This is a genomic window from Streptomyces sp. NPDC008137 (genome assembly GCF_042957035.1).
Lineage (GTDB): Bacteria > Actinomycetota > Actinomycetes > Streptomycetales > Streptomycetaceae > Streptomyces.
Genome location: NZ_JBIBHN010000008.1, coordinates 120553 through 143186 on the forward strand (window position 1 = coordinate 120553; position 22634 = coordinate 143186).

20 protein-coding genes are annotated in these 22634 nt (G+C 63.8%); 6 read left to right on the plus strand and 14 right to left on the minus strand.

All coding sequences use genetic code 11. The annotated features are described in order from the left end of the window. Nucleotides 1-27: 27 nt before the first annotated feature. The 14 genes from ACFZBT_RS15650 to ACFZBT_RS15715 all read right to left on the minus strand — a co-directional run bounded on the left by ACFZBT_RS15650 (nucleotide 28) and on the right by ACFZBT_RS15715 (nucleotide 11268). Nucleotides 28-1077 (minus strand): hypothetical protein, encoded by a 1050-nt coding sequence (locus tag ACFZBT_RS15650; protein ID WP_391103244.1) that lies wholly within the window; start codon nucleotides 1075-1077, stop codon nucleotides 28-30. Next, entirely contained in the window at nucleotides 1065-1712 is a 648-nt protein-coding gene (locus ACFZBT_RS15655) for a hypothetical protein (protein WP_391103246.1), read from the minus strand. Before ACFZBT_RS15655 ends, ACFZBT_RS15650 begins: the two co-directional genes overlap by 13 nt. Before the next feature lie 262 nt (nucleotides 1713-1974). Beyond that, entirely contained in the window at nucleotides 1975-2259 is a 285-nt protein-coding gene (locus ACFZBT_RS15660) for a hypothetical protein (protein ID WP_391103248.1), read from the minus strand. 90 nt (nucleotides 2260-2349) lie between these two features. Continuing rightward, nucleotides 2350-2964 carry a hypothetical protein gene (locus ACFZBT_RS15665; RefSeq protein ID WP_391103250.1) on the minus strand — a complete coding sequence of 205 codons (615 nt, stop codon included), beginning with the start codon at nucleotides 2962-2964 and terminating at the stop codon, nucleotides 2350-2352. Further along, nucleotides 2961-3593 (minus strand): hypothetical protein, encoded by a 633-nt coding sequence (locus tag ACFZBT_RS15670; RefSeq protein ID WP_391103252.1) that lies wholly within the window; start codon nucleotides 3591-3593, stop codon nucleotides 2961-2963. Before ACFZBT_RS15670 ends, ACFZBT_RS15665 begins: the two co-directional genes overlap by 4 nt. Then, nucleotides 3586-3966 (minus strand): hypothetical protein, encoded by a 381-nt coding sequence (locus tag ACFZBT_RS15675; protein WP_391103254.1) that lies wholly within the window; start codon nucleotides 3964-3966, stop codon nucleotides 3586-3588. Before ACFZBT_RS15675 ends, ACFZBT_RS15670 begins: the two co-directional genes overlap by 8 nt. Nucleotides 3967-3989: 23 nt before the next feature. Continuing rightward, nucleotides 3990-5315 (minus strand): putative T7SS-secreted protein, encoded by a 1326-nt coding sequence (locus tag ACFZBT_RS15680; RefSeq protein ID WP_391103257.1) that lies wholly within the window; start codon nucleotides 5313-5315, stop codon nucleotides 3990-3992. Further along, entirely contained in the window at nucleotides 5312-5617 is a 306-nt protein-coding gene (locus ACFZBT_RS15685; RefSeq protein ID WP_391103259.1) for a hypothetical protein, read from the minus strand. Before ACFZBT_RS15685 ends, ACFZBT_RS15680 begins: the two co-directional genes overlap by 4 nt. Before the next feature lie 47 nt (nucleotides 5618-5664). Next, complete coding sequence (locus tag ACFZBT_RS15690) at nucleotides 5665-6255, minus strand: hypothetical protein (RefSeq protein WP_391103261.1); 591 nt, start codon at nucleotides 6253-6255, stop codon at nucleotides 5665-5667. A 664-nt stretch (nucleotides 6256-6919) separates the two neighbouring features. Continuing rightward, nucleotides 6920-7876 (minus strand): hypothetical protein, encoded by a 957-nt coding sequence (locus ACFZBT_RS15695; RefSeq protein ID WP_391103263.1) that lies wholly within the window; start codon nucleotides 7874-7876, stop codon nucleotides 6920-6922. Between the two features lie 109 nt (nucleotides 7877-7985). Then, nucleotides 7986-8735, minus strand: coding sequence for a hypothetical protein (locus ACFZBT_RS15700; protein WP_391103265.1), 750 nt, complete (start codon nucleotides 8733-8735; stop codon nucleotides 7986-7988). Between the two features lie 59 nt (nucleotides 8736-8794). Further along, on the minus strand, nucleotides 8795-9709 hold the full coding sequence (locus ACFZBT_RS15705; protein ID WP_391103267.1) for a hypothetical protein: 915 nt from the start codon (nucleotides 9707-9709) through the stop codon (nucleotides 8795-8797). 52 nt (nucleotides 9710-9761) lie between these two features. Further along, nucleotides 9762-10967 (minus strand): enoyl-CoA hydratase/isomerase family protein, encoded by a 1206-nt coding sequence (locus ACFZBT_RS15710; protein WP_391103269.1) that lies wholly within the window; start codon nucleotides 10965-10967, stop codon nucleotides 9762-9764. Nucleotide 10968: 1 nt separating this feature from the next. Then, a complete protein-coding gene (locus tag ACFZBT_RS15715) occupies nucleotides 10969-11268 on the minus strand; it encodes a hypothetical protein (RefSeq protein WP_391103271.1) in 300 nt (99 codons plus the stop codon). Nucleotides 11269-11973: 705 nt separating this feature from the next. On the opposite strand from ACFZBT_RS15715, the gene ACFZBT_RS15720 reads away from it, so the two are divergent. The 6 genes from ACFZBT_RS15720 (at nucleotide 11974) to ACFZBT_RS15745 (ending at nucleotide 22604) form a co-directional block, all read left to right on the plus strand. Continuing rightward, the gene (locus ACFZBT_RS15720; RefSeq protein ID WP_391103273.1) at nucleotides 11974-12633 is read left to right on the plus strand and encodes a hypothetical protein; all 660 of its coding nucleotides are present in this window, start codon (nucleotides 11974-11976) and stop codon (nucleotides 12631-12633) included. A gap of 56 nt (nucleotides 12634-12689) precedes the next feature. Then, on the plus strand, nucleotides 12690-13673 hold the full coding sequence (locus ACFZBT_RS15725; protein WP_391103275.1) for a hypothetical protein: 984 nt from the start codon (nucleotides 12690-12692) through the stop codon (nucleotides 13671-13673). Between the two features lie 236 nt (nucleotides 13674-13909). Further along, a complete protein-coding gene (locus tag ACFZBT_RS15730; RefSeq protein WP_391103277.1) occupies nucleotides 13910-14311 on the plus strand; it encodes a hypothetical protein in 402 nt (133 codons plus the stop codon). Between the two features lie 271 nt (nucleotides 14312-14582). Beyond that, entirely contained in the window at nucleotides 14583-19115 is a 4533-nt protein-coding gene (locus ACFZBT_RS15735; protein WP_391103280.1) for an RHS repeat-associated core domain-containing protein, read from the plus strand. Nucleotides 19116-19160: 45 nt separating this feature from the next. Further along, the gene (locus ACFZBT_RS15740; protein ID WP_391103283.1) at nucleotides 19161-19871 is read left to right on the plus strand and encodes a DUF6193 family natural product biosynthesis protein; all 711 of its coding nucleotides are present in this window, start codon (nucleotides 19161-19163) and stop codon (nucleotides 19869-19871) included. Nucleotides 19872-20678: 807 nt separating this feature from the next. Next, entirely contained in the window at nucleotides 20679-22604 is a 1926-nt protein-coding gene (locus ACFZBT_RS15745; RefSeq protein WP_391103286.1) for a glycosyltransferase, read from the plus strand. Nucleotides 22605-22634 lie beyond the last annotated feature (30 nt).

Sequence of the window (22634 nt, forward strand, 5' to 3'; positions counted from 1 at the left end):
CTGGTTGGTTCTGCTGGAGCTTGACTCTCAGCGGTTGACTGCCTGGATTTCCTCGACCGTGACGTCCTGATCGTTGCCGAAGGTGCCGTTGGGGAGCTGTGTCGGGTTGGGGTTGCCCGTCCCGGTCCAGGTGATGTCCCAGGTGATGGTGGCCTGGAGTTTGAACGTGCCGTTTCCGGAGGAGCGGAGGTACTCGACGCCGCAGGGCGGGGTTTGGTCGGCCTTGCCCTTGGCGTACGGCTCGCCGATTGATCCGTCGTCGTTGATCGTGCACTCGCCGGAGGCGGGGTAGGTCTCGGCGTCGGGCGTACCGGGCTCCAGTTTGAGGGAGACGGGCTTGGCGGTAGTGGTGGCCTGTATGTTCAGGCCCCCGGCATTGATCTGGGCTGTGACAGACACTTCCTTGAACTTGGCCTTGTCGAGCCAGGCCCACGTGGGGAGATTGACCTTGGTGGCGGTCTCGGGCGCGAGGGATACCTCGGTGGTCGGCAACTGGATGCGGTTGTAGGCGAGTTCAGCGAGAATCTGAGGAGTTACCGCGTTCTCGACGGGCGGAGCATCGCCTGTCTCGGCCCAGAAGGGCTTCCGGTCGCACGCCTGGGCCTCTGGCTCCATCCAGCGGTCTTCGTCGCGGACGGCCACCCACCAATTTCCCTCGTCTTTCTTGTCGAGGTTGTAGTTCTTGTACTTGCCGTCCTTGTAGGTGTCGCGGAACTTGCCGACCGAGGCCTTGGCGTAGCTGTGCTGGCCGGGCGTGTTGACGGTCTCGTTGTACTGTCCCTCGACGTACTTCGCGAATTCCTCAGCGCTTCGGGGCTCGTACCAACAGGCGGGCGGTGACCAGTTACCCGCCGGCTGCAGGCTGCCAGCGCCGCTACCGGACTTGCCAGCAGTCGAACCGCTGAAGGTGATCTTGGAGACGAGGCTGGTTCCGTCCCGACCGCCGCTAGGGGTGACCTTCTGGCCGTTGGACTTGCCCGGCGTGCCCCATGCGAACGCCGTGGCCGGTGCGAGGGCGAGAACGCCGGCAGTCGTCGTGGCTACGATCCATCGACGCTGAACTCTTATCGCAGGCACGTCTTGTTCCCCCGCTCCGACTCAAGCTTCGTCGTCTGCCACACGCCGTTGCTGTTCCTTTCCAGACGTGTGCTGTAGCGCACGAAGGAGTTGTCGGAGGCGGGTGTCTTGTCGACCTTGTTGGTCTTGCGGTTCTTGTTGAACGCCTTGCTTTCGTCTGCGCAGTACGAGACGCCTGCGGACTTCTTGCCGAACACACTGATATCGGGCGCGTAGTAGCGGACCGTGCCGTAATAGGTCAATCCGGAGTCCACGATTCCCTTGACCCAGTCCTGGCTTCCTGCCAGGGCGTTGCCCACCTGGTAGAAGCTCAGGGCCGGGGACTCCGGATCACCCTGCGTGACGGCATAGGTCACGGCTGATTGCGCTCGTCCCGCGTCCGCCAGGACTGCGTCCTTGGTTGCGTCTCCGGTGGTCCAGCCCTCGAACGTTTCCTTGACGTCCTTGGGAAGTTTCACGCTCGGGCGCTTCGCGTCAGATGCGCTGGGTGGAGTCGGCGATGTGGACTCTGCAGAGTCGACGCCGACGATCTTGTCGTTGTCGCTGGACTTGTCGTCCTCGCTACCGCAGGCCGTCAGCAGCAGTGCTGCCGTTGCCGCCAGTGCGGCAGCAACGGGCAATGAGCGGCGCTTCACAGTGGCTCCCCGTGAGAGACAGAAGTTCAGTTATCGCCCTGACGTTACCGGTGGGGTTTCCGGTATTGCCAGGGCGAACTTCTGTGGGAACGGGGGTAATTCGGGGCGTATGGGGCTACCGAAGGGCTGGCTGTGTCCTGATCGTGCCCGAACAGGTGCGGGCTGGGATGCCGTGGTGTCCAGCAGTCCGGTGCCGTGACGTTGCGAGGGGCGATTCGCGAGTGCGGTGCCTACATCGCGGTGAGAAGTGGCCTTCTTCCTGTCACCCCGTCTCCTTGCGGGCCACCACCCTGCGCGGCTCAGCCGCCGACCCTGGCTCCTCGACAGCCACAGCCACAGCCACAGCCGCTGGCACTTCCACCGCAGCGTCCGCTGTCTGCTCGGCCAGCGCCTCGAGATACTGCTCCAGGCCGATCACCCGGTGATGCAGCACTTCCTCCGCCTCGGCAAGGGCCGCCCTCACCCGCTCGAACTCGGCCCGCAGCTCCTCCACGCGCACCGGAGCAGCCTTTTCACGACTCTCGAGCACTGCCCGCATCGACGGCATCCACGACCTCCACGCCCTCCAGGACGAACCAGACCGCCCCAGCCTGCCCGGACAACGCGAAATCACGACTGACCTACGGAAACCCGCACATCAGGTTGAGTAAAGAGACTGCTTCTCAGGGTTTGAGTTGAGCCAGATACTTCGGGCGAAATCATCAAAAATGTCGATATTGGTAGCCAGCCAGCCAATTTCCGCGGTTACGGTGCGAATCGATGCATAGACCTGGTGCTCTTCCGACCACCAGCCGTAGTTAAGGGAGACGCCCAGCTCCCCGTCATCTCCGAAATAGTGAAGGCACCGTAGGCCCGGACCAATGTGTGCAGAGTCGAAAGACTCAACTTCTGGTGGGCGGACAGCGTTCTTGTCAGTCGCCTGAACCACTATGCGCAAGTCAGTGTCACGATCCGCTCCTTCTGGATGCACTATGAGAGCGTAGAAAGGTTGCGGAAGCCTACTCGGGTCCGGGCCGTAGAGGAAGGCCTGGTGAGCTGGGACGTTCGGAATAGGATGGGCTTCGACCAGGCATCGGAAGCGATTAGCCAGCAGAGCCTTATCCGGGTTCCGCCACCACTTCTTATGACGCCGGTACATGATCTCGGCGCATGTGGAAGACCATTCCTCGATCTGGCGTTCGTTTTCAGGCGACCAGTGGAGTGGCATGAGAAACCACTCAGTCGGGTCTGCCTCGGTTTCGAAGAAAATCACTCGTAGCTCCAGCGGAATGTCGTCATCACAGCATCAAAGAGATCAACGAGAGCAGAAGTGAATTCGCTATCCGGATTTCCGTCACCTACAGTGCTGAAAGTGACTGTCAGCCAGCGCGGAAGTGAGCTTCCAGGCAAGGGAAGCACATACTCGATGCGCCGTGAAGGAAAGTTCATTTCGGAGTCATCCAGGGGTGGGACGACTCTCTCTAGCCGTGTCCCGTGCGAGCCATCGATATCGACAGACTCACTGCTGCCGCGGTTTGATGCCACCATGCTGAGTACTTCGTTCGACTGGAGGCTGACACCCTTTCCGGCTACCTGGGAAATAACGAAGGATGCCGGCGCCAGTGTGCTACGCACACGTTCCACAGGCAGGTAGAGAAGCAACCCGTTCGCTCTTGCTGCCTTTCTGGCGGCTTTCTTGAGTCGCTTGAACATTTCCATCCGTAGCTTGCTGATGTCATCCTTAGGGAGGTCGGATGGCAGATTTCCGATGGAATTATCGACGATCCGCAAGATCGTGTCGTTCATAGACTCGTCGCGGAGGTCAATCTTGTCCCATCCGGGTGGAGCGATGAGGTTGAATCCCATGGGAACGAGAAAATCTTTCGTGTTCGACTCAGTCACGTCGAAGCCTTTCAACACACCACGAAATAACTACAAGAATCGGAAGCAGCGGAGCTATAAAGACTCCAGGCCAGATCCCTGTAACCCAAGTGGCGAGGAACAGGCCGACGGAAGCGATGAACACCCCAGTGAGGCCTTCAGGGCGTTGTGAAGGAAGTGGATACTTGAAGAAGATGCCCAGTAGTACGAGGATGGCCACTCCTACGATCGCACGCTGGACCCAATAGATGACATCCTTTGCGGGTTCAGAAGCCGCAGAGCCCAGCAGTACGATGAAGATCGAAGACATTCCTGCGATGAGGCAGATTTTGGCGAGGCCTGTTGGCCCTTCACCCAGCCGCCCGAATGCGTAACTTCCTCGATTGACTTCCATGGCGATTTTCCCTCCAATTGATCTTACCAGTGAGTGTCTTCCGGCAACTTCATGAAGTCCCCCTTGAAGCTGTCGTAGGTCTCACTGTACATTTTGTCGGGCAATACGTCGCTCTTGCCAAGTGATTTATCGGCCACGTCTGCAGTTGCTCCGGTAACAGCAGCTGCAACCGCAGTATTGTAGTAGGCCTCCGACTTTCCGACGGAAGCAGCGGCATCCGGGAATAGTTCACTGTTCCTGCGGATGTTCTCGATGCTGGAGCGAGCCCCGTCGTCTCCGAAACCCAGGCGCTCCAAGCTGTTCGGCCTGACGGGTGCTTCGTCGGTCACCCGTCCTGCATTTTGTGACATCTCCTTTCTCATACGGTTCAACGCACCGCGTGCGAAATTTTTCAGACCGTCATCGGTCGTCGTGGCGATGACCCGCGTGAGTTCATCCCGGGCAGCCCTGTTGACCCGCAGTGATACCTTGATTCGATCACGTCGTTGCACCTGGGCGGCGGTCTTGACGGCTTTATCGGCCATTTTCAGTTTGGCCAACATTTTCACGCCTACGCCGAAAGTCACCAGGCCGACGGCGTCCATGATTACATCACCGAGGCTCGCTTCACCTGCGGCGAACAAAACCATTCTGGCCAGTAGAACGCCTACTGAAATCGCGATGGCTATTTGCCCAATAATGGGAATGAAGGCGACGAAAGGGGCTAGGAATGCCAACGCCGTTGCCGCCCAGCCTGCGAAATCGAGGACCCATTTGATGCTATCGATATTCTCGTGAATCCAGCCCTTGATGTCATCCCAAGGGCTGTCTTCAATGATGTCATCAATTTCGTTGCGGATCTCTTTAGCGTAGTGCGCGGCGCGGCGGTCTCGGTCGCCTACGATGTCATCAAGTTTGTTCCTGTATTCCCGTAGGGGGTCCCCTTCCGTGCCACTCTCGGAGGGGCTGGGGGTTTTTCCGTCTCCTGTATCCTTCTTGGCCCTCTCTGTATCGAGCTCTTCCTGCTTTCTCTTGGCATTGTCCAGTACCTTGTCAGCTTCGCCTTGGTAGTGCTCGAGTTCGTTGGCCCAGTTCGACAAGTGAACGTGGACGCGTTCGTAGCGGCTTGCGACCTCCCGCAGATGCTTTTCCAGCACTTCGGAATCATCGCGCAACTTTGCAGCGTATTTACCCTTGAGCTCGTCGTCCCTCTTGATTGCCTTAAGCCGGTCGGACTGATCTCGAAGTGAGGACGCGACAGCCTTCATGTGCTTCACTTCATCACGGATCTCTTCCGGGTCGCCGGGAACTGGATCGGAGTCGACAAGCGGCTGCCAGTCCCGAGGGCGAGGTTTGGACGACGCGCTCACTTAGCCTTCCTCGCCTTCTTCAGCTCCTTTGCCAGCGCAGCGTCCGCTCCAGTGAACCCGTTTATTGTGTTCGTTACGAGTTTGCCGACACCCTCAACACTCTCGATCATTTTGGATCGATAGTCGTTCCAGTTGTCGACGAATTCACCCATCGCATCGCTGATCTCTCCACTTCCCCAATAGGGGCGCATGTCATCTTTTCTGTTGTCAATGTCATTCAGTTCTGTTTTGATCTTGCTGAGGTGCGATTCTGATTCAACGAGAAGATCGACGTTGACAATGAGATCTGAGTCGCTTGCCATGGCTGTTGCCCGGACTCCTGTGGGAAGTTTCGCTTTGTACTACGGGTTCAGTGATTGAGTGCTTGGATCCCCTGGACGGTGACTGCCTGATCGGCGCCGCCGATGCCTGTCCAGGTGACGGTCGCCTGCAGATTGAAGGTGCCATCACCGACCCACCCGTCGTCGTTGATCGCGCACTCACGCGCCGAGAGATAGGTCCTGGCTTCCTCCGCACCTGATTCCAGCTTGAGGGGTACCGGTTCGGCGGTGGTGGACTGGATGTTCAGGTAGGGCCTGTCAGTCACCGGAGTCTTCTCGGCCTTGCCTGATTGCTTCTCCTTGACGAACGCATTGCCCTCGAACGGGCAGTATGTGAGCGTCGCCTTGCCGGTCGCGTACACGTTGACGCGGGGGTTGAAGTACTGGGCCTGCGCCGTGAGGGCGCAGTCGCCGGTCTTCCAGCCTTCGAAGACGTTCGTGACATCGCTGGGCAGCGCCGCCTTCGGTCGTGGAGCCGCGTCCGCCGTCGATGTACTCGGCGAAGCAGTGCCGCCCGTGGCGTCGGCGCATACGATCTCGTCGTCGGCCTTGGAGCCTTCGTCCCCTCCACCGCAAGCTGTCAGGAGCAGCGTTGCCCGTTGCCACGAGCACGGCAGCAACTGGCAGAGGGTGGCGCTCCAAGGTGAACTCCCCGCGAGACAAAGATTGGGTCAAGCATGACGGTATCGGTATGGTTCCCGGTCTCGCTAGGGCGAATTACGCCGTAAACCGGATAGATTTTCGCATCCCGGGTGCCTGTAATTCGCGACGCGTCTTGATCGTGCCCAATGGTGTGACTGGGTCGGACGCCCAGGTCGTCGCTTCGAGGTGGCGGCTTGACTGGTAGATGCCGTTTGCCATCGCGGAGCCCTTTACACCGCCAGGCGAAGGTGAAGGGCCGTGTCAGCTCTGCGGGGTAGGGGCTTCGGGTGACATATGAGGCAAAGATCCTCGGAGTGAAGCTGGCGAGCGGGTGTCGTCCGGTGGTCAACGTCGGACCCGACCTCGGTGCGGGGCTCACCAACGGAGCCGCGGACGTTGATTGCGCACCCGTCGGCGACCGGGTAGGTCCCGGTCTTCTCGGTGCCTACTCCAGGTACAGAGATGCCGGCTTCGCCGAGCGCCTTCACGTGATCCCGTAGTCAGCATGTGTGCCCCGATCAACTGTCGTGCTCTGCAGCTGACTTGGGGCGCGGAAAGGACCAGGAGCGCCGAGGCGTGTGCGGGAGTTGAGGTGTGATCGCTGCTGGTGTCCGTCATTTCCGTTCTTGGGTCTGCTCGCTGTCAGGAGTGCGACGGATACTTGTAGAGCCGTACGGTAGAGGCAATCTTCAGCACTGTTGATTCTGGCACTTCGTCGGACACGCTCTTGGCGCCGAAGAACGACCAAGAGGCCAGGTCTCCTTGGGTGTTCTCGAAGGCGAATGTCCATGCCTTGCCGTCCGTCGAGCACTTCTGCGCCTTCTTCACGCCCACGGACCAGGCGGTTCCCAGGCTCCCCTTGATGCCGGAGTTGGTGGTGAAGGGCTCCACGGCGCCAGCCTTCACCTTGGTCTTGTCGGGCTGGGTGAACTGCCCGTAGACCCAGGTCTTGGGGTCGGAGCCGGCTATCTCCTCGGTAGTACGGGCGCCGTTGTTGCCCCTGGAGCCTGCGACGGCCAGCGGCGTGTCCTCCACTGTGCCGTCCTTGTCATCGTCCGAGGTGCACCACTGTTCCTTCAAGTACGCGGGGGCGCGCATACCGATCAGTGGTGTGTCGTCCGGGTCGTCGTTCTCGGAGACATACGTGACCCAGTCCGTGGACTGGAGCGCCCACTGCGGCGGAACGTCGAATGCGATTCCCTGCTTCGGGTTCACCACTACCTTCCAGCCCTTGACCGTGGCGGTTTCGGTGTCCGTGCCCCGAGGGTCGTCCGGACTCGCTTGAGGAGAGGATTCCTTGGTGGGGTCGGTGTCCGCCCGGTCGGCCTCACTGCCGCCGAGTAGGACGAAGACCGTTGCGGTCGCGGCTGCTACGACGGCTGCCGCCGCGATGACGGCGACGATCGTGGTGCGGCTCCGGCGGCCGGGAGGCGGCGGAGGAACCGGCGTGCCGGCCTGTTGCGGGGGCACGTTCGTTGTCTGCGGCTGTTGGAAGGGGTTTGGCTGGTGGTATCCGGGCTGCAGGTACGGATTCGATGACTGCCCGGATGGATGCTGCGGTTCCTGCCCGCCCTTGGGCGGCTGCTTCTCTGGCCACATGCCGCGTAACGCTACGACGATCAGTCCGGTGCGGGCGACCCGCCGGGCCCGCCCTGTCGCCGCATCTGGGGCAGCCGGGTTTCGCAGCCTCAGCAGGGGACGAACCGGGTCATGGCCTTCCGGGTAGATCCTCCGGAGGCTCCTCATCCAGCCCCGTCGCGGGATCGACGAAGGAAACCGTCTCAAGGACTGCCGACATCAGGCGGTAGATCTCGGACCAGTGGTCCATCGAGGCCGTGTAGAGCGTGAAGATCGCCGTGCACGGCCCTGTGGGGAAGGGCACATGCACCTGGATCTGGCCCGTGAGGAGCTTCGTCGCCTCGCCGCTGGCGGACACTTCGGGGCCGAGGTCGTACTCGCGCAGGGTGATGCAGGACACCGCGGGGCCACACGGCAGGTCGAGCCAGATCGCGTTGTTGAACGGGTCGCTGGAGAGAGTTGCGAGGATGCCTTGGGCGACGACGTCGGTGTCGGTGCCGGCCTGGTCCGTGGGTGCGATGGCGACGGTGAGCGCGCATTGGGCGATGCCCTCGGCGGGCTCGTGCCTGATTACTTGGCCGTCTGGAACGTCGCTCTCCTCCACCGTGGAGAACAATCCCATCGCCGCGTAGGAGACGCCGGTATCCCCCATGAGTTCGGCTATGGCCGCGTAGTAGGGGGCAGCAGGCTCCCATATGCTCTCGTCCCCGCGGGAGTACAGCTCCCGCACGAAGGAGAGGGCGCGCTCGCTGCGCTCCTCCGGGGTGGTGGCTATGGGCAGGGCGAAGAAGCCCTCGGGGGCGAGGAACCAGAGGGGTGGAACGTTCCCGTCAGCAGCACTGAGGTGCTGGGCGTTCGCGGAGTCAGCTGCGGGGATCATGTGCGTAGTGCGCCGTTCCAGGTGAGTGCAGAGCCAGAGCCAGGTCAGGTCAGGTCAGGTCAGGTCAGGAAGTCTTCTTGGTGGTATTGCGTCAGGGGAACTTCGGTGCCCTTCTCGTCCATCACCGTGTTCAGCCCGGAGTGACCGAAAGAAGCGTGAACGGTGCTTGGAGCCAGGACTTCGATACGAAAGCAGCCGCACGGGTTCCGCTTGATCAGCGGCGTTCGGGCATCTGACGCCTGAGCCGCGGCGAACTTCTCGGCTGTGGTCCGCTGTGCTGGCGTGAGGGATTCCAGGGGGATGAATTCGGGAGGTTCGATCAGGTACCGAGTGAGCCTCTCCCGTTTGATACTGCTCACTCTGATCCATGAGCCGTCAGTGAATGCGATCTTCGCATCATTGCCGATCTTGAAGTCCCGCAGTTCGACCCTTTCGATGCTGGACCGCGGGGTTTCCCAGAGAAGCTCATCGGTGATGCGCTTCTCGTCCCCCTTGACGTAGGGGAAGCCGACGATCACGAGACGCCGGTCGGTGATGACGGCGTGCGTGCGGTACCGGTCCTGAGAGGAGCGGGCGGGGTCCAACTGCCAGGGCAGGGTGCGGGCGATGGTGCCCGGGGCAGCCCACATGACGGGGAAGTCGTCTACCTCGTCGGCTCTGTCGTGAGAAGTGTCCGCGCCTTTGCCTGAACGGCCAGGGCCCACGCTGCCCGCCTGGGACGACAGGATGCCCATCACGGCGACACCTAGGGCCATGGCAGCGCCCTTCACGGTGTTTCGGCCGGCGGTACTGCCTGCGGAGTGGGCGGTATAGGCAGGGGCTTCGGGCCATCCCTCGAGTTCGTTCTGGATGTCATGGCGCTCGGTGTCACGGAACCATCGCATTCCCTTGACCTGCGTTGCTGCGCCCGTGGCGAAAGTCAGCGGAGCACGGGCGATGAGGGTCTCACCCGATTCAGGCCACCAAACGCTCATATCCTCACAATTCCTTTCTCGGTCACCTGAGGTGCGGTGAAGACATCTCAGGTCAGTCGCCCGCTATATGGCCGTATACCTTGGGGGCGATCTTGAGGCCGGCGTCGAGGGCTATTCCGCCTGCGCCGAACGGGTTGATGTTCACCCCTGGAATCAGGTTGGCTCCCTTGGAACCGATCAGCTGACCCTGATGGTAGCCCGCGTAGGAAAGGCCTCCCATGCGAGACATCAGGCCGCTGCTGCCATGTGCGACCTCGAAGACCTCGTCGGACATGCCGCCGATCTTCACCAAGCCGGCCTTGCCGAAGCCTCCGACAATGTCCGCGGACTCCTTGCCGAAGGACATCAGAACTCGCGAACTCCCGAGCTTGGTCGCACCGAAGCCCTTGCCGAGCCTCTCTGCCGTCAATGCGGCCTTGCCCGCGCCGACCACCTTGATTCCCTTGCCGAACATTCCGATGCCGGGCAGCAGTCCCACCGCGTCGAGGCCGATCTGAGCCCAACTCACGTCCGCACCGGCCGCTTTGGCCACGCCGTGCGTCGCCAGAGTGAGGCCCGCGCCGATGAGTGCGGCGGTGCCGAAGATGGCCGCGAGCGGCGGGAAGGGGAGCGTGACGATGGCAAGCATGCCCAGCACGGCGGTGATGTCGCCCAGTACGTCACCGATCGCCTTGATCAGGTCGGCGTGCTCCTTGAGCCAGTCGCCTGTGGCGTCCCAGGCGTCCGCGATGCCCGTGCCCAGCTTTTCCCAGAAGCCCGGCTCGTCGGGGGCGATGTCGGCGGCCTTGTCCAGCTCCTTGCTGATCTTCGCGGCAGCCTGCTTGTAGCGGTCCTCGAGCTCATGGACCTTCTGGATGAGGCCGGTGACGTCGCCGGAGGCTTTGCCGTACTCGTCGGTGCCTTCCTTGGCCTCGGCCTTGGCGTCGAGTTTCTCTCCGGCCTTCTTTTCCAGACGGTCCGTCTCGTCCTGGAAGTCCTGGAGCTCGTTGGACCAGCGGTGCAGTGCGCGCGAAGCCTTGTCGAACGACTCGTGGCTCTTGCGGATCAGCGGCGTGACGTCCTGGCCTATGTACTCGGTGAAGGCGACGGCGGTCTTGCCCTTCCAGGCGCCGCACTCGATGCGCTCCAACTCTCGTACCGCAGTACCTAGTTCGCCTGCCAGTTTGCCCAGCCGTTTGGCGAGTTCCCGGGTATCCTCCACGCTGCCGGGGGTGGGGTCCCAGCCGATGTTGGGCGGGACGGTGCGCTGACCAGCCACGCTACTTGCCTTTCTTCTTGGCCTTGAGCGACTGCGCCAGCTCCAGGTCGAGGCCGTCGAACGTCTCGCCGATCTTGTTGATCATCTTCACGGCGCCGTGGGTGTGCTTGCCGAGCTGTTTGATGCCGTAGCCCCAGTCATCGGCGAAATCCTGTACGTCCTCGATGAGTTGGCTTTCGCCGACGGCTGAGGAATCTGTGCCTCGGAGGTCGCGGCGGGCATCCTCCATGCGGTCGCTAATGGAGGAGAAGGTCTTCTTCAGGTGCTCGAAAATGGTGTCTTCGAGGCGCAGATCGCTCATCTTGAGATTCAGTCCCTGTCGGTGGGCGCCGGCAGCGGAGTGCCGGGCCCCGGCCTGTGTCGGGTCAGCGGTTGGCGGCTGTGGCCGCTCGGGCCGCGAGGTTGCGGTCCTTGTCGAAGGGGCGATCACGCGCGCCGCGCGGCAGACAGGCTGGTGTGCAGGGTGGCAGGTGGCGCTTCAAGTGACTCCCCCGAGATCCATGAATGGTCAGCCAGGTACTCCGACGGTATCTGCTGGGTTTCTGGGTAAGCCAGTGCGAACTTCTCCATAGAATCAGGTGGTTTCTACGCCTAGATGGAGGTGTTCGAAGTGGTCGGGAATCGGTGTGTGTTTTTCAGGAGAGGGTCAGGTGAACGTCTATCGAGGCGAATGGCCGCCTCTGTGAAGAAGTTTTCACAAAGGTTGCACCACTGCGTGAGACTTGATGGGCGTTCGATCCGGAGCTATCCCGCATGGCGGCATCCGTTGCTACGCCGACCGACTACTTTTGCGGGCAAGTCGCGGAGCGCTGAGCGAGTCAGCTGACGCCCTCGGCGTTGTAGCCGTGAAACTCGTCTTGGCCCACGCCCGTTCATCAGGTGCCTATGAAGAGGGGGCAGATGGCCTGCAGACTCATCAGTTCCTTGGGTCCGCATGAAGTGCCGTCTGCCTCTCATGGGATCATCCGGTGTCACGCCGACCATCTACCTCTGGGGGACGAGTGCCATGCTGACCACGCGCCGGAGGGTGGCTGCGGCCTGCCTCCTTGCTGCTGTCACCTTGACTGTGGCTGGTTGCAGCAGTGATTCGGACGAGGGCTCGGGTGGTGACAAGATCGCGGGAGCCGATACGGGAGCCGGTTCCCCCACGCCGTCCGCCTCTGCCTCAGTCGAGGAGAATGCGCCGACCTTCGACTTTCCGTCAGGCCTCTCGGTAGCCGTCGAGCGCGACTCGACCGGGGATGCCACGAAGGACGCGATCCTGCGGGACACGGCGCACTCCGCCCAGGCCAACATTGAGGCCTTCGCTCTGGGGAACGACCAGACCGCCAACATGAACCGTTACTTCGCGGGGCCCGCCTTCACTCACTGGACCAAGCAGGTCGCGGACTTCAAGAAGGACGGGCTCACGCTCACGGGTGAGTACCGCTACTACAAGTTCGAAGTGACAGACGTCGTGAACAGCAAGACGGCGGCGGTCCGTTACTGCGAGGACCAGAGCAAGGCATACAGCAAGGAGATCAAAACGAACAAGGTGCTGCGCACCAAGGCCAGCGAAAAGAGCTTCGTCCTGTACACGCTCCAGACTCAGAAGGATTCCGCCGGGGACTGGCAGGTCACGCAGCAGAACTGGAATAAGGGTGATGCCTCGTGCGTGCAGGGGTAAGGGGCAGGGCCGCTCAACCAGTTCTCAGGGCGACCGTGGTAGCGGGGCTCCTGCTGTTGGTCGCGCAGGGCTTGCCGGCGCATGCGGATGACACCCGAGGTGATGGCAGCGCAGCCGGCGGAACCGGCCAACCGAACGCCGACTCCGGCGCCGACTCAGGTAAAGGCTCCATCGGCGCCCACATCCGCATCAATCAGAGCACCCCCGCCTCCAGTAGCTCCACCGCATCCGCCACCTCCTCGGACGTCAACTGGAAACCCCCGGTGTGCTGGTACGAGCCCATGTACACGCCGGAGGAGTACGAGAAGTTCATCAAGGGCGCGTACGGCGGGGCTCCGAAAGGCAGCCCGGCGGAGGATTACGAGAAGAAGCGGGACAAGGAGAAGTACCACAAGGGTGACAAGGGCCTGTGGTGGCAGGTGCAGTTCCGGGATGACACGTACAGCGAGGCCTGTCCCGTCACCACGGACAACTGGGAGATCTGGGTTCCTCCGGCCGACCCGCAGCCGGACCCAAACAAGGTGACTCCCGAGGTTCTCTCCGAACTGGCCTTCAATGCGACCAAGTTGCCCGCACCGCCCGTGGAGCTGAAGCCCCGCGCGGACCGCCTGCTCGTGAACCTCGGTACCCGGGTCGCGTTCAAGGGCGATCTCGACCGCGTCTGGACGACCGCCAGCATCAACTACAAGGGCGTGCAGCTCGCCGCGACGACCGTCGCCACTCCTGTTGCGCTGAAGGTCGACGCCGGTACCGCTGATGCCGATCCGCAGAGCTGTACCTATGACCTGGTCAAGGGCAAGGGCGGATACACCGCCGACAGTGAGGAAGGCGCCGACTGCAATGTCACGTACCGCCGTTCGTCCGGCAATGGCACCTATCCCTTCAAGGCGTCCATCACCTGGAAGGTGACGTGGACCGACTCGGCCGACCCGGATGGTCCCCCGCAGCAGCCGGGGCTGCCGGACGGGCTGTCGACGTTCGAGCAGGACGTGACCGTCAAGGAGGCCCAGGCCGTGAACCGCGCGAGTGGCGGAGAATGACTGAGGCCGGTAGCGGCAGTCCAGGAGCCTGGTGGCGAACCGACCTGGCCCGGTGGTCGGCGTTCAGTCTCCTGTGTGCCGGCGGCTCGCTGGGGCTCGCCTGGCTCGGGCCTGTCGTGCCGTTGTGGAGGCCCGTTCGTGGGGTGGCCCTGTTCCTCTCCTGTTTCGTGCTGCCGCTGGCAACGGTTCTCGTGCCGCTGCTGATGTTGCGGAGAGTTCCGCGCAAGCAGCGGAAAATGGCCTGGCAGCTCATCGTTCCCGTCGTAGCGGGGGTGGCACTGGGTGTGTTCGGGAACGGGGCCGGTGATCAGGTTGCCCTGGCTGTGCGGGGCGAGTGGGCGGACGTCGTGGTCGTGAGTAAGGACAGCGTCAAGACCAACCACTGTGACCTGCGCACGGTCGGCGGCCGTGAGATCTCTCCCTCGCTCTCGGAAGGCGAAGGGTGCGGGGACTGGGTGGAGGCGGGCAGCAAACTGCGTGTCCGGTACGACCCCGCGGGCGTTGCCAGTCCGACCAGCGATGTGAAGCAGAGCTCGAACGCCGGTTTCCTCACGGTCCTCTTCGTCCTCGCCGTCGTGATGGGCACCTGGGGTGGTGTGCGGCAGAGCCGGTGGGACAGGGAGTACGTCCCGGCGTGAGCCGACGGGGAGGAGCAGTCCGCCACGGTCAGCAAGACCCGAGCGCGTGGAAGTCGCTACGCAACCGGCATCCGCAACAGCTGGCGGAGTCCCCACGTCCGTAGGGGGACTGGGGAACCATAGGGAGGTCGCGGCCCTCATCAACCGATCTTTCCGTCGAACGGTTGTGCCTTGTAAGTTCACGTGTGCATACGGTTGTTGAAGTTGATGTGCGTGTGACGGGGGTTGCGGTATGGCGGGGCACAGGCCTACGGACTGGCATGTCCTGGACTTGGACGGTGACCCGACGCCGGGTGACCCGCAGCGGGTGCGCACGCTCGCGAAGCATCTGCATGACTTCGCCGACGATGTCTCTGAGGGGCTGCGTCTGGTCAAGGGGATGGCGGGGGAGGGCACGCTCCTGGAGTGGGCGGGCAAGTCGGCGGATGTCTTCAAGGAGGACTTCGCGGATGTCCCGAAGAACCTCAAGAAGCTGAAGAAGTCGTACGAGATGTGCGGCGATGCGCTGGCCGATTTCTGGCCGAAGCTGGAGCGTGCGCAGTCCCTGGCGGACAAGGCTCTGGTCAAGGGCCGTGAGGCCCGGGACAACCTTTCCTCGGCCCAGTCGAAGCTGACCTCGGCCGACTCGTGGGTGACGCGAGCGGGCAAGGAGGCGGACAAGTACAAGGACGACCCGACCGGCAGCAAGTCGGACTCGGAGAAGCCGGACGAGGCGAAGGTCCGCGCCGCCACCCGTGACGTCCAGCACGCCAAGTCGGCCCAGTCGAAGGCGCAGACGGACGTCTCCGACGCGCAGGACGCTCTGGCGGCGGCGAAGAAGATGGCCGAGGACGCGCGCAAGATGCGCGATGACGCGGCGCGTGAGGCGAAGTCGAAGATCGACGAGGCTTCCGACGCGGGTATTCAGAACCGGTCGTGGTGGGAGGAGGTCGGTGACTGGTTCACCGACAACTGGGACACCATCGTGGCGGTGTGCAAGGTCGTCGTGGCGGTCGTCGGGATCGTGGCGATGATCATCGGCGGGCCGATCCTGGGCGCGATCGTACTGATCGCAGGTCTCGTGGTGCTGGCCGACTCGCTCTACAAGTATTCCAAGGGACAAGCATCCCTGTGGGATGTCGGGCTCGCGGCTCTGGACTGCATACCCGGTATGAAGGGCCTCACCACCCTCGGCGGCCTGGCCAAGGGGCTGAAGGCTTTCGGCAAGACCGGGCTCAAAGGCATGGCTTCAGGTCTACGAGGGCTGAAATCGGCACGCGGGCTCCTCGCCAATGGCGCGAAGGGCGCATACAACCGACTCAGGACGGTGGTCAAAGGCTGTGGTGACCCCGTCGACGCGGCTACGGGGCACATGTTCCTCGCGCAAACGGACATCACGTTGCCCGGCACACTTCCGCTCGTCTTCACGCGGCGGACAGCCTCCGACTACCGAACGGGCTGGTGGTTCGGCCCCACCTGGTCCTCCTCCGTCGACCAGCGCCTCGAGATCGACGATAAGGGCGTCGTCTTCGTCACCGAGGACGGGATGCTTCTCGCCTACCCGCCCTCAGAGGCTCCGGGCGCCACAGTCCTGCCCCACGCGGGTCCACGCTGGCCCCTGACTCGACTGGACGGCGGCGGCTATTGCGTCGCCGATCCGATCGCCGGCCACAGTCGGTACTTTGCGCCACCTGTCGGAGGCCTGGCCCTCCTGAAGCGAATATCCGACCGCAATCACAACACCATCGACTTCGACTTCGACGAAGACGGCACGCCTCTCTCCATCCGGCACTCCGCAGGCTATTGCCTCCGACTGACGGTGGAGGGCGGTCAGGTCACCGCACTGAGCCTGGCCGATGCCGGGGAGGACGGCTCAGACGTCGCCATCAAGGCCTACGGCTACACCCACGGCAACCTCACCTCTGTCGTCAACTCCTCCGGCCGTCCGCTGGAGTTCACCTACGACGAACAGCTCCGCCTCACCTCCTGGACCGATACCAACCGGAGTCGCTACACCTACTCCTACGACGATCGGGATCGTTGCGTCGGTCAAGGAGGCGAAGGCGGACACATCACCGGGGTGTTCGCCTACGACGCGACGGATCCGGCGTGGCCCGATTGCCGCATCACCACGTACCGAACAGCCGACGGTGCCGAGTCACGTTTCGTCGTCAACGACAATTCCCAGGTCATTGCCGAGATCGATCCACTCGGCAACACGGTTCGCAGCGGTTACGACGCACACCATCACCTGGTCTTCCGGACGGACGAGCTAGGCCGCACAACCCACTACTCGAACAATGAGCTCGGTCAGCCCGTCGAGGTGACGCGCCCGGACGGTGCTGCCATCCGATACGCGTACAACGACTGCCATCTCCCGACAGCCGTGGAGTTGCCGGACGGTTCGACATGGCGGCAGTCCTATGACGCGCGTGGCAATATCACCAGCGTCACCGACCCTGCCGGGACCACCACTCGAAGCACTTACGACGACAGTGGTGGCGTCAAGACGTTCACGGATGCGCTGGGCTTCACCACCACGGTGCGCTGCGACGCCGCTGGTCTCCCAGTCGAGGCAGCCGATCCACTGGGTGTCGCCACTACATGGGGCCGTGACTCCTTCGGGCGTCCCGTTGCTGTCACTGACAGAACGGGACGCACCACGAGTCATTCGTGGACGACCGAGGGCCTGCCCCTCAGCCGTACCGCACCTGACGGCTCGTCCGACAACTGGTCGTACGATGGTGAGGGAAACTGCACCAGCCACACGGATGCCTTGGGGCGCACCACCAGGTTCGAGTACACCCACTTCGACCGCCTGGCGGCTCGCACCGACCCCGACGGAATCCGCTATGTGTTCACTCACGATGCGTCCCTGCGTCTCACCTCGGTCACCAACCCGGAGGGCAGGGAGTGGAAGTACACCTATGACCCGGCAGGCCGCCTGGTTTCGGAAACGGACTTCGACGGCCGTGAGCTCTCCTACACGCGTGACGCTGCCGGCCAACTCGTCGCGCGAACGAACGGTGCTGAACAGACCGTCACCTTCGAACGGGACGTTCTCGGGCGGATCACCCGCAAGAACGCCGCCGGAGCGCTCACCACGTTCGCCTACGACCTGCGTGGCCATCTCGTCCAAGCCACCGGACCGGATGGTGAGCTCTTGCTGCGGCGCGACGAGTTCGGTCAGGTGCTTGCTGAGACGATCGACGGGCGCACGATCACGCACGCCTACGACGAACTGGGACGACGCGTCCGCCGCACCACCCCCTCGGGCGCAACCAGCGTCTGGACCTACGACCAGGTAGGCCGTCCGCTGCGACTCGACGCTTCCGGCCGCACCATCACCTTCGAATACGACCCCGAAGGTCGCGAACGTGCACGGCACCTGGGTGACAGCATCACCATCGCCCACGATTTCGACGACCTAGGGCGCCTGACCGATCAGTTGGTGACGATGACCGGCGGTCGTTCCGTACAACATCGCGCCTACACCTACCGTGCCGACAGCACTCTCACCGCGGTCGTGGACCAGTTGTCCGGCTCCCGTCAGTACGACCTCGACACTGCGGGCCGAGTCACTGGCGTCCGCGCCGAGGAGTGGGCCGAGCACTACGTATACGACGAGGCGGGAGACCAGATCGAGGCCGTCTGGCCCGTCGGACACCCCGGGCAGGAGGTGACTGGGCCCCGGGAGTACACGGGCAGCCGCATTCGCCGCGCCGGCGCTGTACGGTTCGAGCACGATTCCCAGGGCCGTATCGTCCTGCGGCAGAAGACGCGTCTGTCCCGCAAGCCGGAGACCTGGCGCTACACCTGGGACGCGGAAGACCGCCTTACGGCGGTGGTCACGCCGGACGGCACCCGCTGGCGCTACCGGTACGACCCGCTCGGCCGTCGCATCGCCAAGGAGCGTCTCGCGGCCGAGGGCGAGAGCGTAGTCGAGCGCGTGAGTTTCACATGGGACGGCACCACCCTTTGTGAGCAGACCACCGAGGCCCCTGACCTGCCCAACCCGGTCACGCTTACGTGGGACCATCGCGGACTGCATCCGATTGCACAGACGGACCGCATCACGACGGCCTGGAACGCGGCTCAAGCGCCGCAGGACGAGATCGACAGTCGTTTCTTCGCCATCGTCACCGATGTCGCGGGAACACCGAGCGAACTCATCGACGAGAGCGGAGACGTGGCATGGCGGTCGCGCGCCACGCTCTGGGGAATCACAACATGGCCGACCAAAAGTACCGCCTACACACCGCTTCGCTTCCCTGGCCAGTATTTCGATCACGAAACCGGCCTCCATCACAACAACTACCGTATGTACGATCCGGAGACCGCCCGCTATCTGTCTCCGGATCCGCTGGGACTCCATCCGGCGCCCAATCCCTTCACCTATGTCATCAACCCCCTGACCTGGGTGGACCCGCTTGGCCTCGCACCGTGCGAGATAGCATTGGGATATCAGTGGGCGGACTTGGCTCAATTCGCAAAAAAACGGGGCTTGAAACATTTTCTGGATTTGGGGCCCGATGAATGGAGAGGGGCGGTCCTGCCTGCCATTCAGGATGGGTCAGTGAAGCTTCACGTAAACATGAAGGGTTTCGCCGGCGGTTTCGAAGGCATGGCGAAGAGGGCGCTGAAGATCGACGAATCCGACGTCATTCATGCCACAGAGGAGGAGATGGGCTGGATCGCGAGAGCGGTGAAGCACGGGCATCGAGACTGGAGTAGCATCACCTGGTATGACAGAAATGGCGATGTTGTCGATATTGCTGAGCCTGATTGGGGAACCTTCGGCAGAGTCCGCGACTTCATTGTCTGATATGCACGGATCGGTTCGCCGCTATATTTGAAAGGCTCTACTGGTATGGAAAACGGTGGAGATTCCCCTTCTCAGGGGCATCCAGTCATTGACTCCGCTTTGTACCCGGATCTCATCGAACTCGGCGGCCTTGTAGAGGCGTTGGCGCACATAGCTCGCGACTACGGTATCGACCTCGGGCCGATTGGCTCTGCGAGCTCCAGTGCGCGCGGCCACCTCATCACCGCTCAGTTGATTTCGGACCGGGGTCCCATGCTGATTCACCTGGGGAAGGAGCGTCGCCTCTTCTCCATCAGTATCGAGGGTGAGAGGCGCCCTTGGGCGGCAGGAAGTACCGATGATCTGGCCACAGTGGCCAAGACCCTCGACGCCTGGCGTTCCGGAGTAACGCTTCGTGAGTTGACGTCCATGTTCCCGTTCATGGAATACGACGAGCTGGCCGAGGCTGAGGAGAGCGGCGATCCCGTGGCCACGCAGTGGAAGTTGCTCTTCCAGCAAGAGGAAAGGACTCCCCTTCGGCAGCTGCTGCAGTCGGTGTACGCCGACGCTCGATTGAGCGCTCTGTTCCCGTATGTGAGCATGGGGCGGTTCGGCCTCACCCGAGACCACACCTCCCGCTCGGCGGGCGGAATTGGAATCGTCCCTCTCGGCCAGGGGGGCTACCGGGTCGAGGCGTACCCCGGCAGCGAACGGGCCGAGGCTGAATCACTGGAACAGGCGGTTGCGCTCGCGCGCGCGTTCTTGGACCACCCGTAGGGGCCGGAGGGCCGACCAGGGCTACCGCCCACCCCGGCAGGAGCCGGCCCAGTTGGGACACGCAGAGGCAGCACGCCAGCAGGGCCGCGGATGCCAGGGGGTACGTCGCGCCGGTGGTCATCGTGTGGCGGCTGGCCGCGGAGCGGGGAAGCAGTGTGCCGAGGAGCGTGCCGAGGGGGGCGCCCGCCAGAAAGCCCAAGAGCGCGCCGCCCGGGAGGAACATGGCCGGGAAGCCGTATCGCCGCGCCGACCAGGCCGCCGTTTACGCCCGGGGCGTCCGTGGCGGGGAAGAGCCCCGCATCTGTCACGCCACCGCCGCCACCAGGCGGCTCCCGCCGCGACCCGGCTGTGATGCGCGGGATCCTGGCGCGTCGAGTCGGGGTCCCGGTCGCCGTACCGCCCGTCCTCGCGGCCATCGGCTGGTGCCCTCTCCTGTGAAGCTCGCCGTTCCGCCCATACGGCCACCACTCCGAAACTACACTCGCGCCCCATGCGTAACTCCCGCAGCATGCAAGCGAAGTCGGCGCCCCATTCGTGCGGAAGGCTCCCCGGCGTGAGGTGCGGGAGAAGACGGTTCGCGGGGAGTGGGGTGTGGTCCGCGGCCGGGGGCGGTGACGCACCCTGAGCTCCGCCAAAGCCAAGGCCCCTTCCAAACCCCGCGCCCGCCACAAGCAATCCCGCGACCCCCGAGCCCACTGGCTCCTCCTCGCCCTCACACTCCCCCTCGTCTTCGCCTTCCTGATCTTCGAAGGCTGGACCCAGCACGAGGTCGACGCCGCGAAGACGCGGTCGGCGTGTACCTCGCCGGTGCCCGATGCCGTGGCGAAGGGCGGGCCCGTGATCGGGATCAACCGGGACGGGATACGGACCGCGGGGATGCCCGCCCGGACCGTCGCGCTCACCTTCGACGGTGGGCCGGACCCCGTGTGGACCCCGCGGCTGCTGGATCTGCTCCGCGGGAACAACGCGCGGGCCACCTTCTTCGTGCACGGGGCCCAGGCCGCCCGGCATCCGGATCTCGTACGGCGGATCCGGGCCGAGGGGCATGAGATCGGGTCGAACACGTACACCGGGGCCGTGCTGGGGGAGTCGTCCGCGCCCCGGTTCCAGGCCGAGCTCGAGATGACCCAGAGCGCCCTGGCCGGGACCACCGGGCAGCGGACCAATCTGCTGCGGATGCCGCGGACCACCACCCCCGACACACTCTGCGGGCGGGAGTGGGACGCGGCGCGCAAGGCCACCGGCTACGGGTACGTGCTCGTCGCCGCCGACAAGGGGTCGCGCAAGCCGGCGCAGGGCATCGTCCGGCAGTTGAGCCAGACGGAGAGTGCCTACGCGGAGGCGCGCCGGCTGCTGAGGAACCCCGGCGTCGACCGGTTCACCACCGTGTCCGAGGGGCTGCGACTCGTTCCGTACAAGTCCGCCTCCTTCGTGGAGCGGTGGGCGGGGGCGGCGCTGATCTGGGTCACGCGGATCGGGCAGGTCTTCTCCACCGCCATGATCTGGATCCTCGGCGTCGCCGGTGGGCTCGGTGTGCTGCGGCTGTTGCTGCTCGCCCTGTTCGCGCGGGCGCATGTGCGCCGGCTGGAGCGGTTCCGGACCGGGGCGCCCTGGATGCGCGACACGTCCGGGCCGGTGACCGTGCTCGTCCCGGCGTACAACGAGGAGGCCGGGATCGGATCGACCCTGCGGTCGCTGCTCGCCTCCAGCCATCGGGAGCTGCAGATCGTCGTGATCGACGACGGGTCGAGTGACCGGACCGCCGACATCGCCGAGAACATGGGTGACCCGAGGGTGGAGGTCGTGCGGCAGGCGAACTCCGGCAAGGCCGCCGCCCTCAACACCGGGCTCGCGCACGCCCGGTACGACATCGTGGTGATGGTCGACGCCGACACCGTCTTCGAGCCCGACGCCATCGAGCGGATCGTCCAGCCGCTCGCGCATCCCGCCGTGGGCGCCGTCAGCGGCAACACCAAGGTCGGCAACCGGCGCACCCTGCTGGGCCGGTGGCAGCACCTCGAGTACGTCTTCGGCTTCAACCTCGACCGGCGCATGTTCGAGGTGCTGGAGTGCATGCCGACCGTCCCGGGCGCCATCGGGGCGTTCCGCCGGGACGCGGTGATCGGAGTCGGCGGGGTCAGCGAGGACACCCTCGCCGAGGACACCGACCTGACGATGGCCCTGTGGCGGGCCGGGTGGCGGGTGCTGTACGAGGAGTCCGCCGTCGCCTGGACCGAAGTGCCCACCAGTGTCCGGCAGTTGTGGCGGCAGCGGTATCGGTGGTGCTACGGCACGCTGCAGGCGATGTGGAAGCATCGGGGGGCTTTGCTCGGCCGGGGGCCCGCAGGGCGGTTCGGGCGGCGCGGGCTGACCTATCTCGCGCTCTTCCAGGTCGCGCTGCCGCTGCTCGCGCCCGTCATCGACGTCTACGCCGTGTACGGCGTGCTGTTCCGCGATCCGGTGGAGTCGGCCGGGGTGTGGTTCGCCTTCTTCGGTGTGCAGGTCGTCTGTTCCGGATACGCGCTCAGACTCGACGGGGAACCGGTGCGCGCGCTGTGGTCGATGCCGTTCCAGATCGTCGTCTACCGGCAGTTGATGTATCTCGTCGTCATCCAGTCGCTGGTCGCGCTGCTGGTCGGGAGCCGGCTGCGGTGGCAGCGGATGCAGCGCTCGGGTACGGCCGCTGAACAGATCGGTGGGCCCGTTCCGTATAAGAGCGTGCCTATGCGTTGAACCGACAGCATCCCCCCACAGCATCGCCGA

What these genes read in the sequence shown, in the direction of transcription:
- ACFZBT_RS15660 (WP_391103248.1), bottom strand. Translation starts at nt 2,259, where the DNA reads ATGCCGTCGATGCGGGCAGTGCTCGAGAGTCGTGAAAAGGCTGCTCCG.
- ACFZBT_RS15675 (WP_391103254.1), bottom strand. Translation starts at nt 3,966, where the DNA reads ATGGAAGTCAATCGAGGAAGTTACGCATTCGGGCGGCTGGGTGAAGGG.
- ACFZBT_RS15685 (WP_391103259.1), bottom strand. Translation starts at nt 5,617, where the DNA reads ATGGCAAGCGACTCAGATCTCATTGTCAACGTCGATCTTCTCGTTGAA.
- ACFZBT_RS15695 (WP_391103263.1), bottom strand. Translation starts at nt 7,876, where the DNA reads ATGTGGCCAGAGAAGCAGCCGCCCAAGGGCGGGCAGGAACCGCAGCAT.
- ACFZBT_RS15700 (WP_391103265.1), bottom strand. Translation starts at nt 8,735, where the DNA reads ATGATCCCCGCAGCTGACTCCGCGAACGCCCAGCACCTCAGTGCTGCT.
- ACFZBT_RS15705 (WP_391103267.1), bottom strand. Translation starts at nt 9,709, where the DNA reads ATGAGCGTTTGGTGGCCTGAATCGGGTGAGACCCTCATCGCCCGTGCT.
- ACFZBT_RS15715 (WP_391103271.1), bottom strand. Translation starts at nt 11,268, where the DNA reads ATGAGCGATCTGCGCCTCGAAGACACCATTTTCGAGCACCTGAAGAAG.
- ACFZBT_RS15720 (WP_391103273.1), top strand. Translation starts at nt 11,974, where the DNA reads ATGCTGACCACGCGCCGGAGGGTGGCTGCGGCCTGCCTCCTTGCTGCT.
- ACFZBT_RS15730 (WP_391103277.1), top strand. Translation starts at nt 13,910, where the DNA reads ATGGCCTGGCAGCTCATCGTTCCCGTCGTAGCGGGGGTGGCACTGGGT.
- ACFZBT_RS15740 (WP_391103283.1), top strand. Translation starts at nt 19,161, where the DNA reads ATGGAAAACGGTGGAGATTCCCCTTCTCAGGGGCATCCAGTCATTGAC.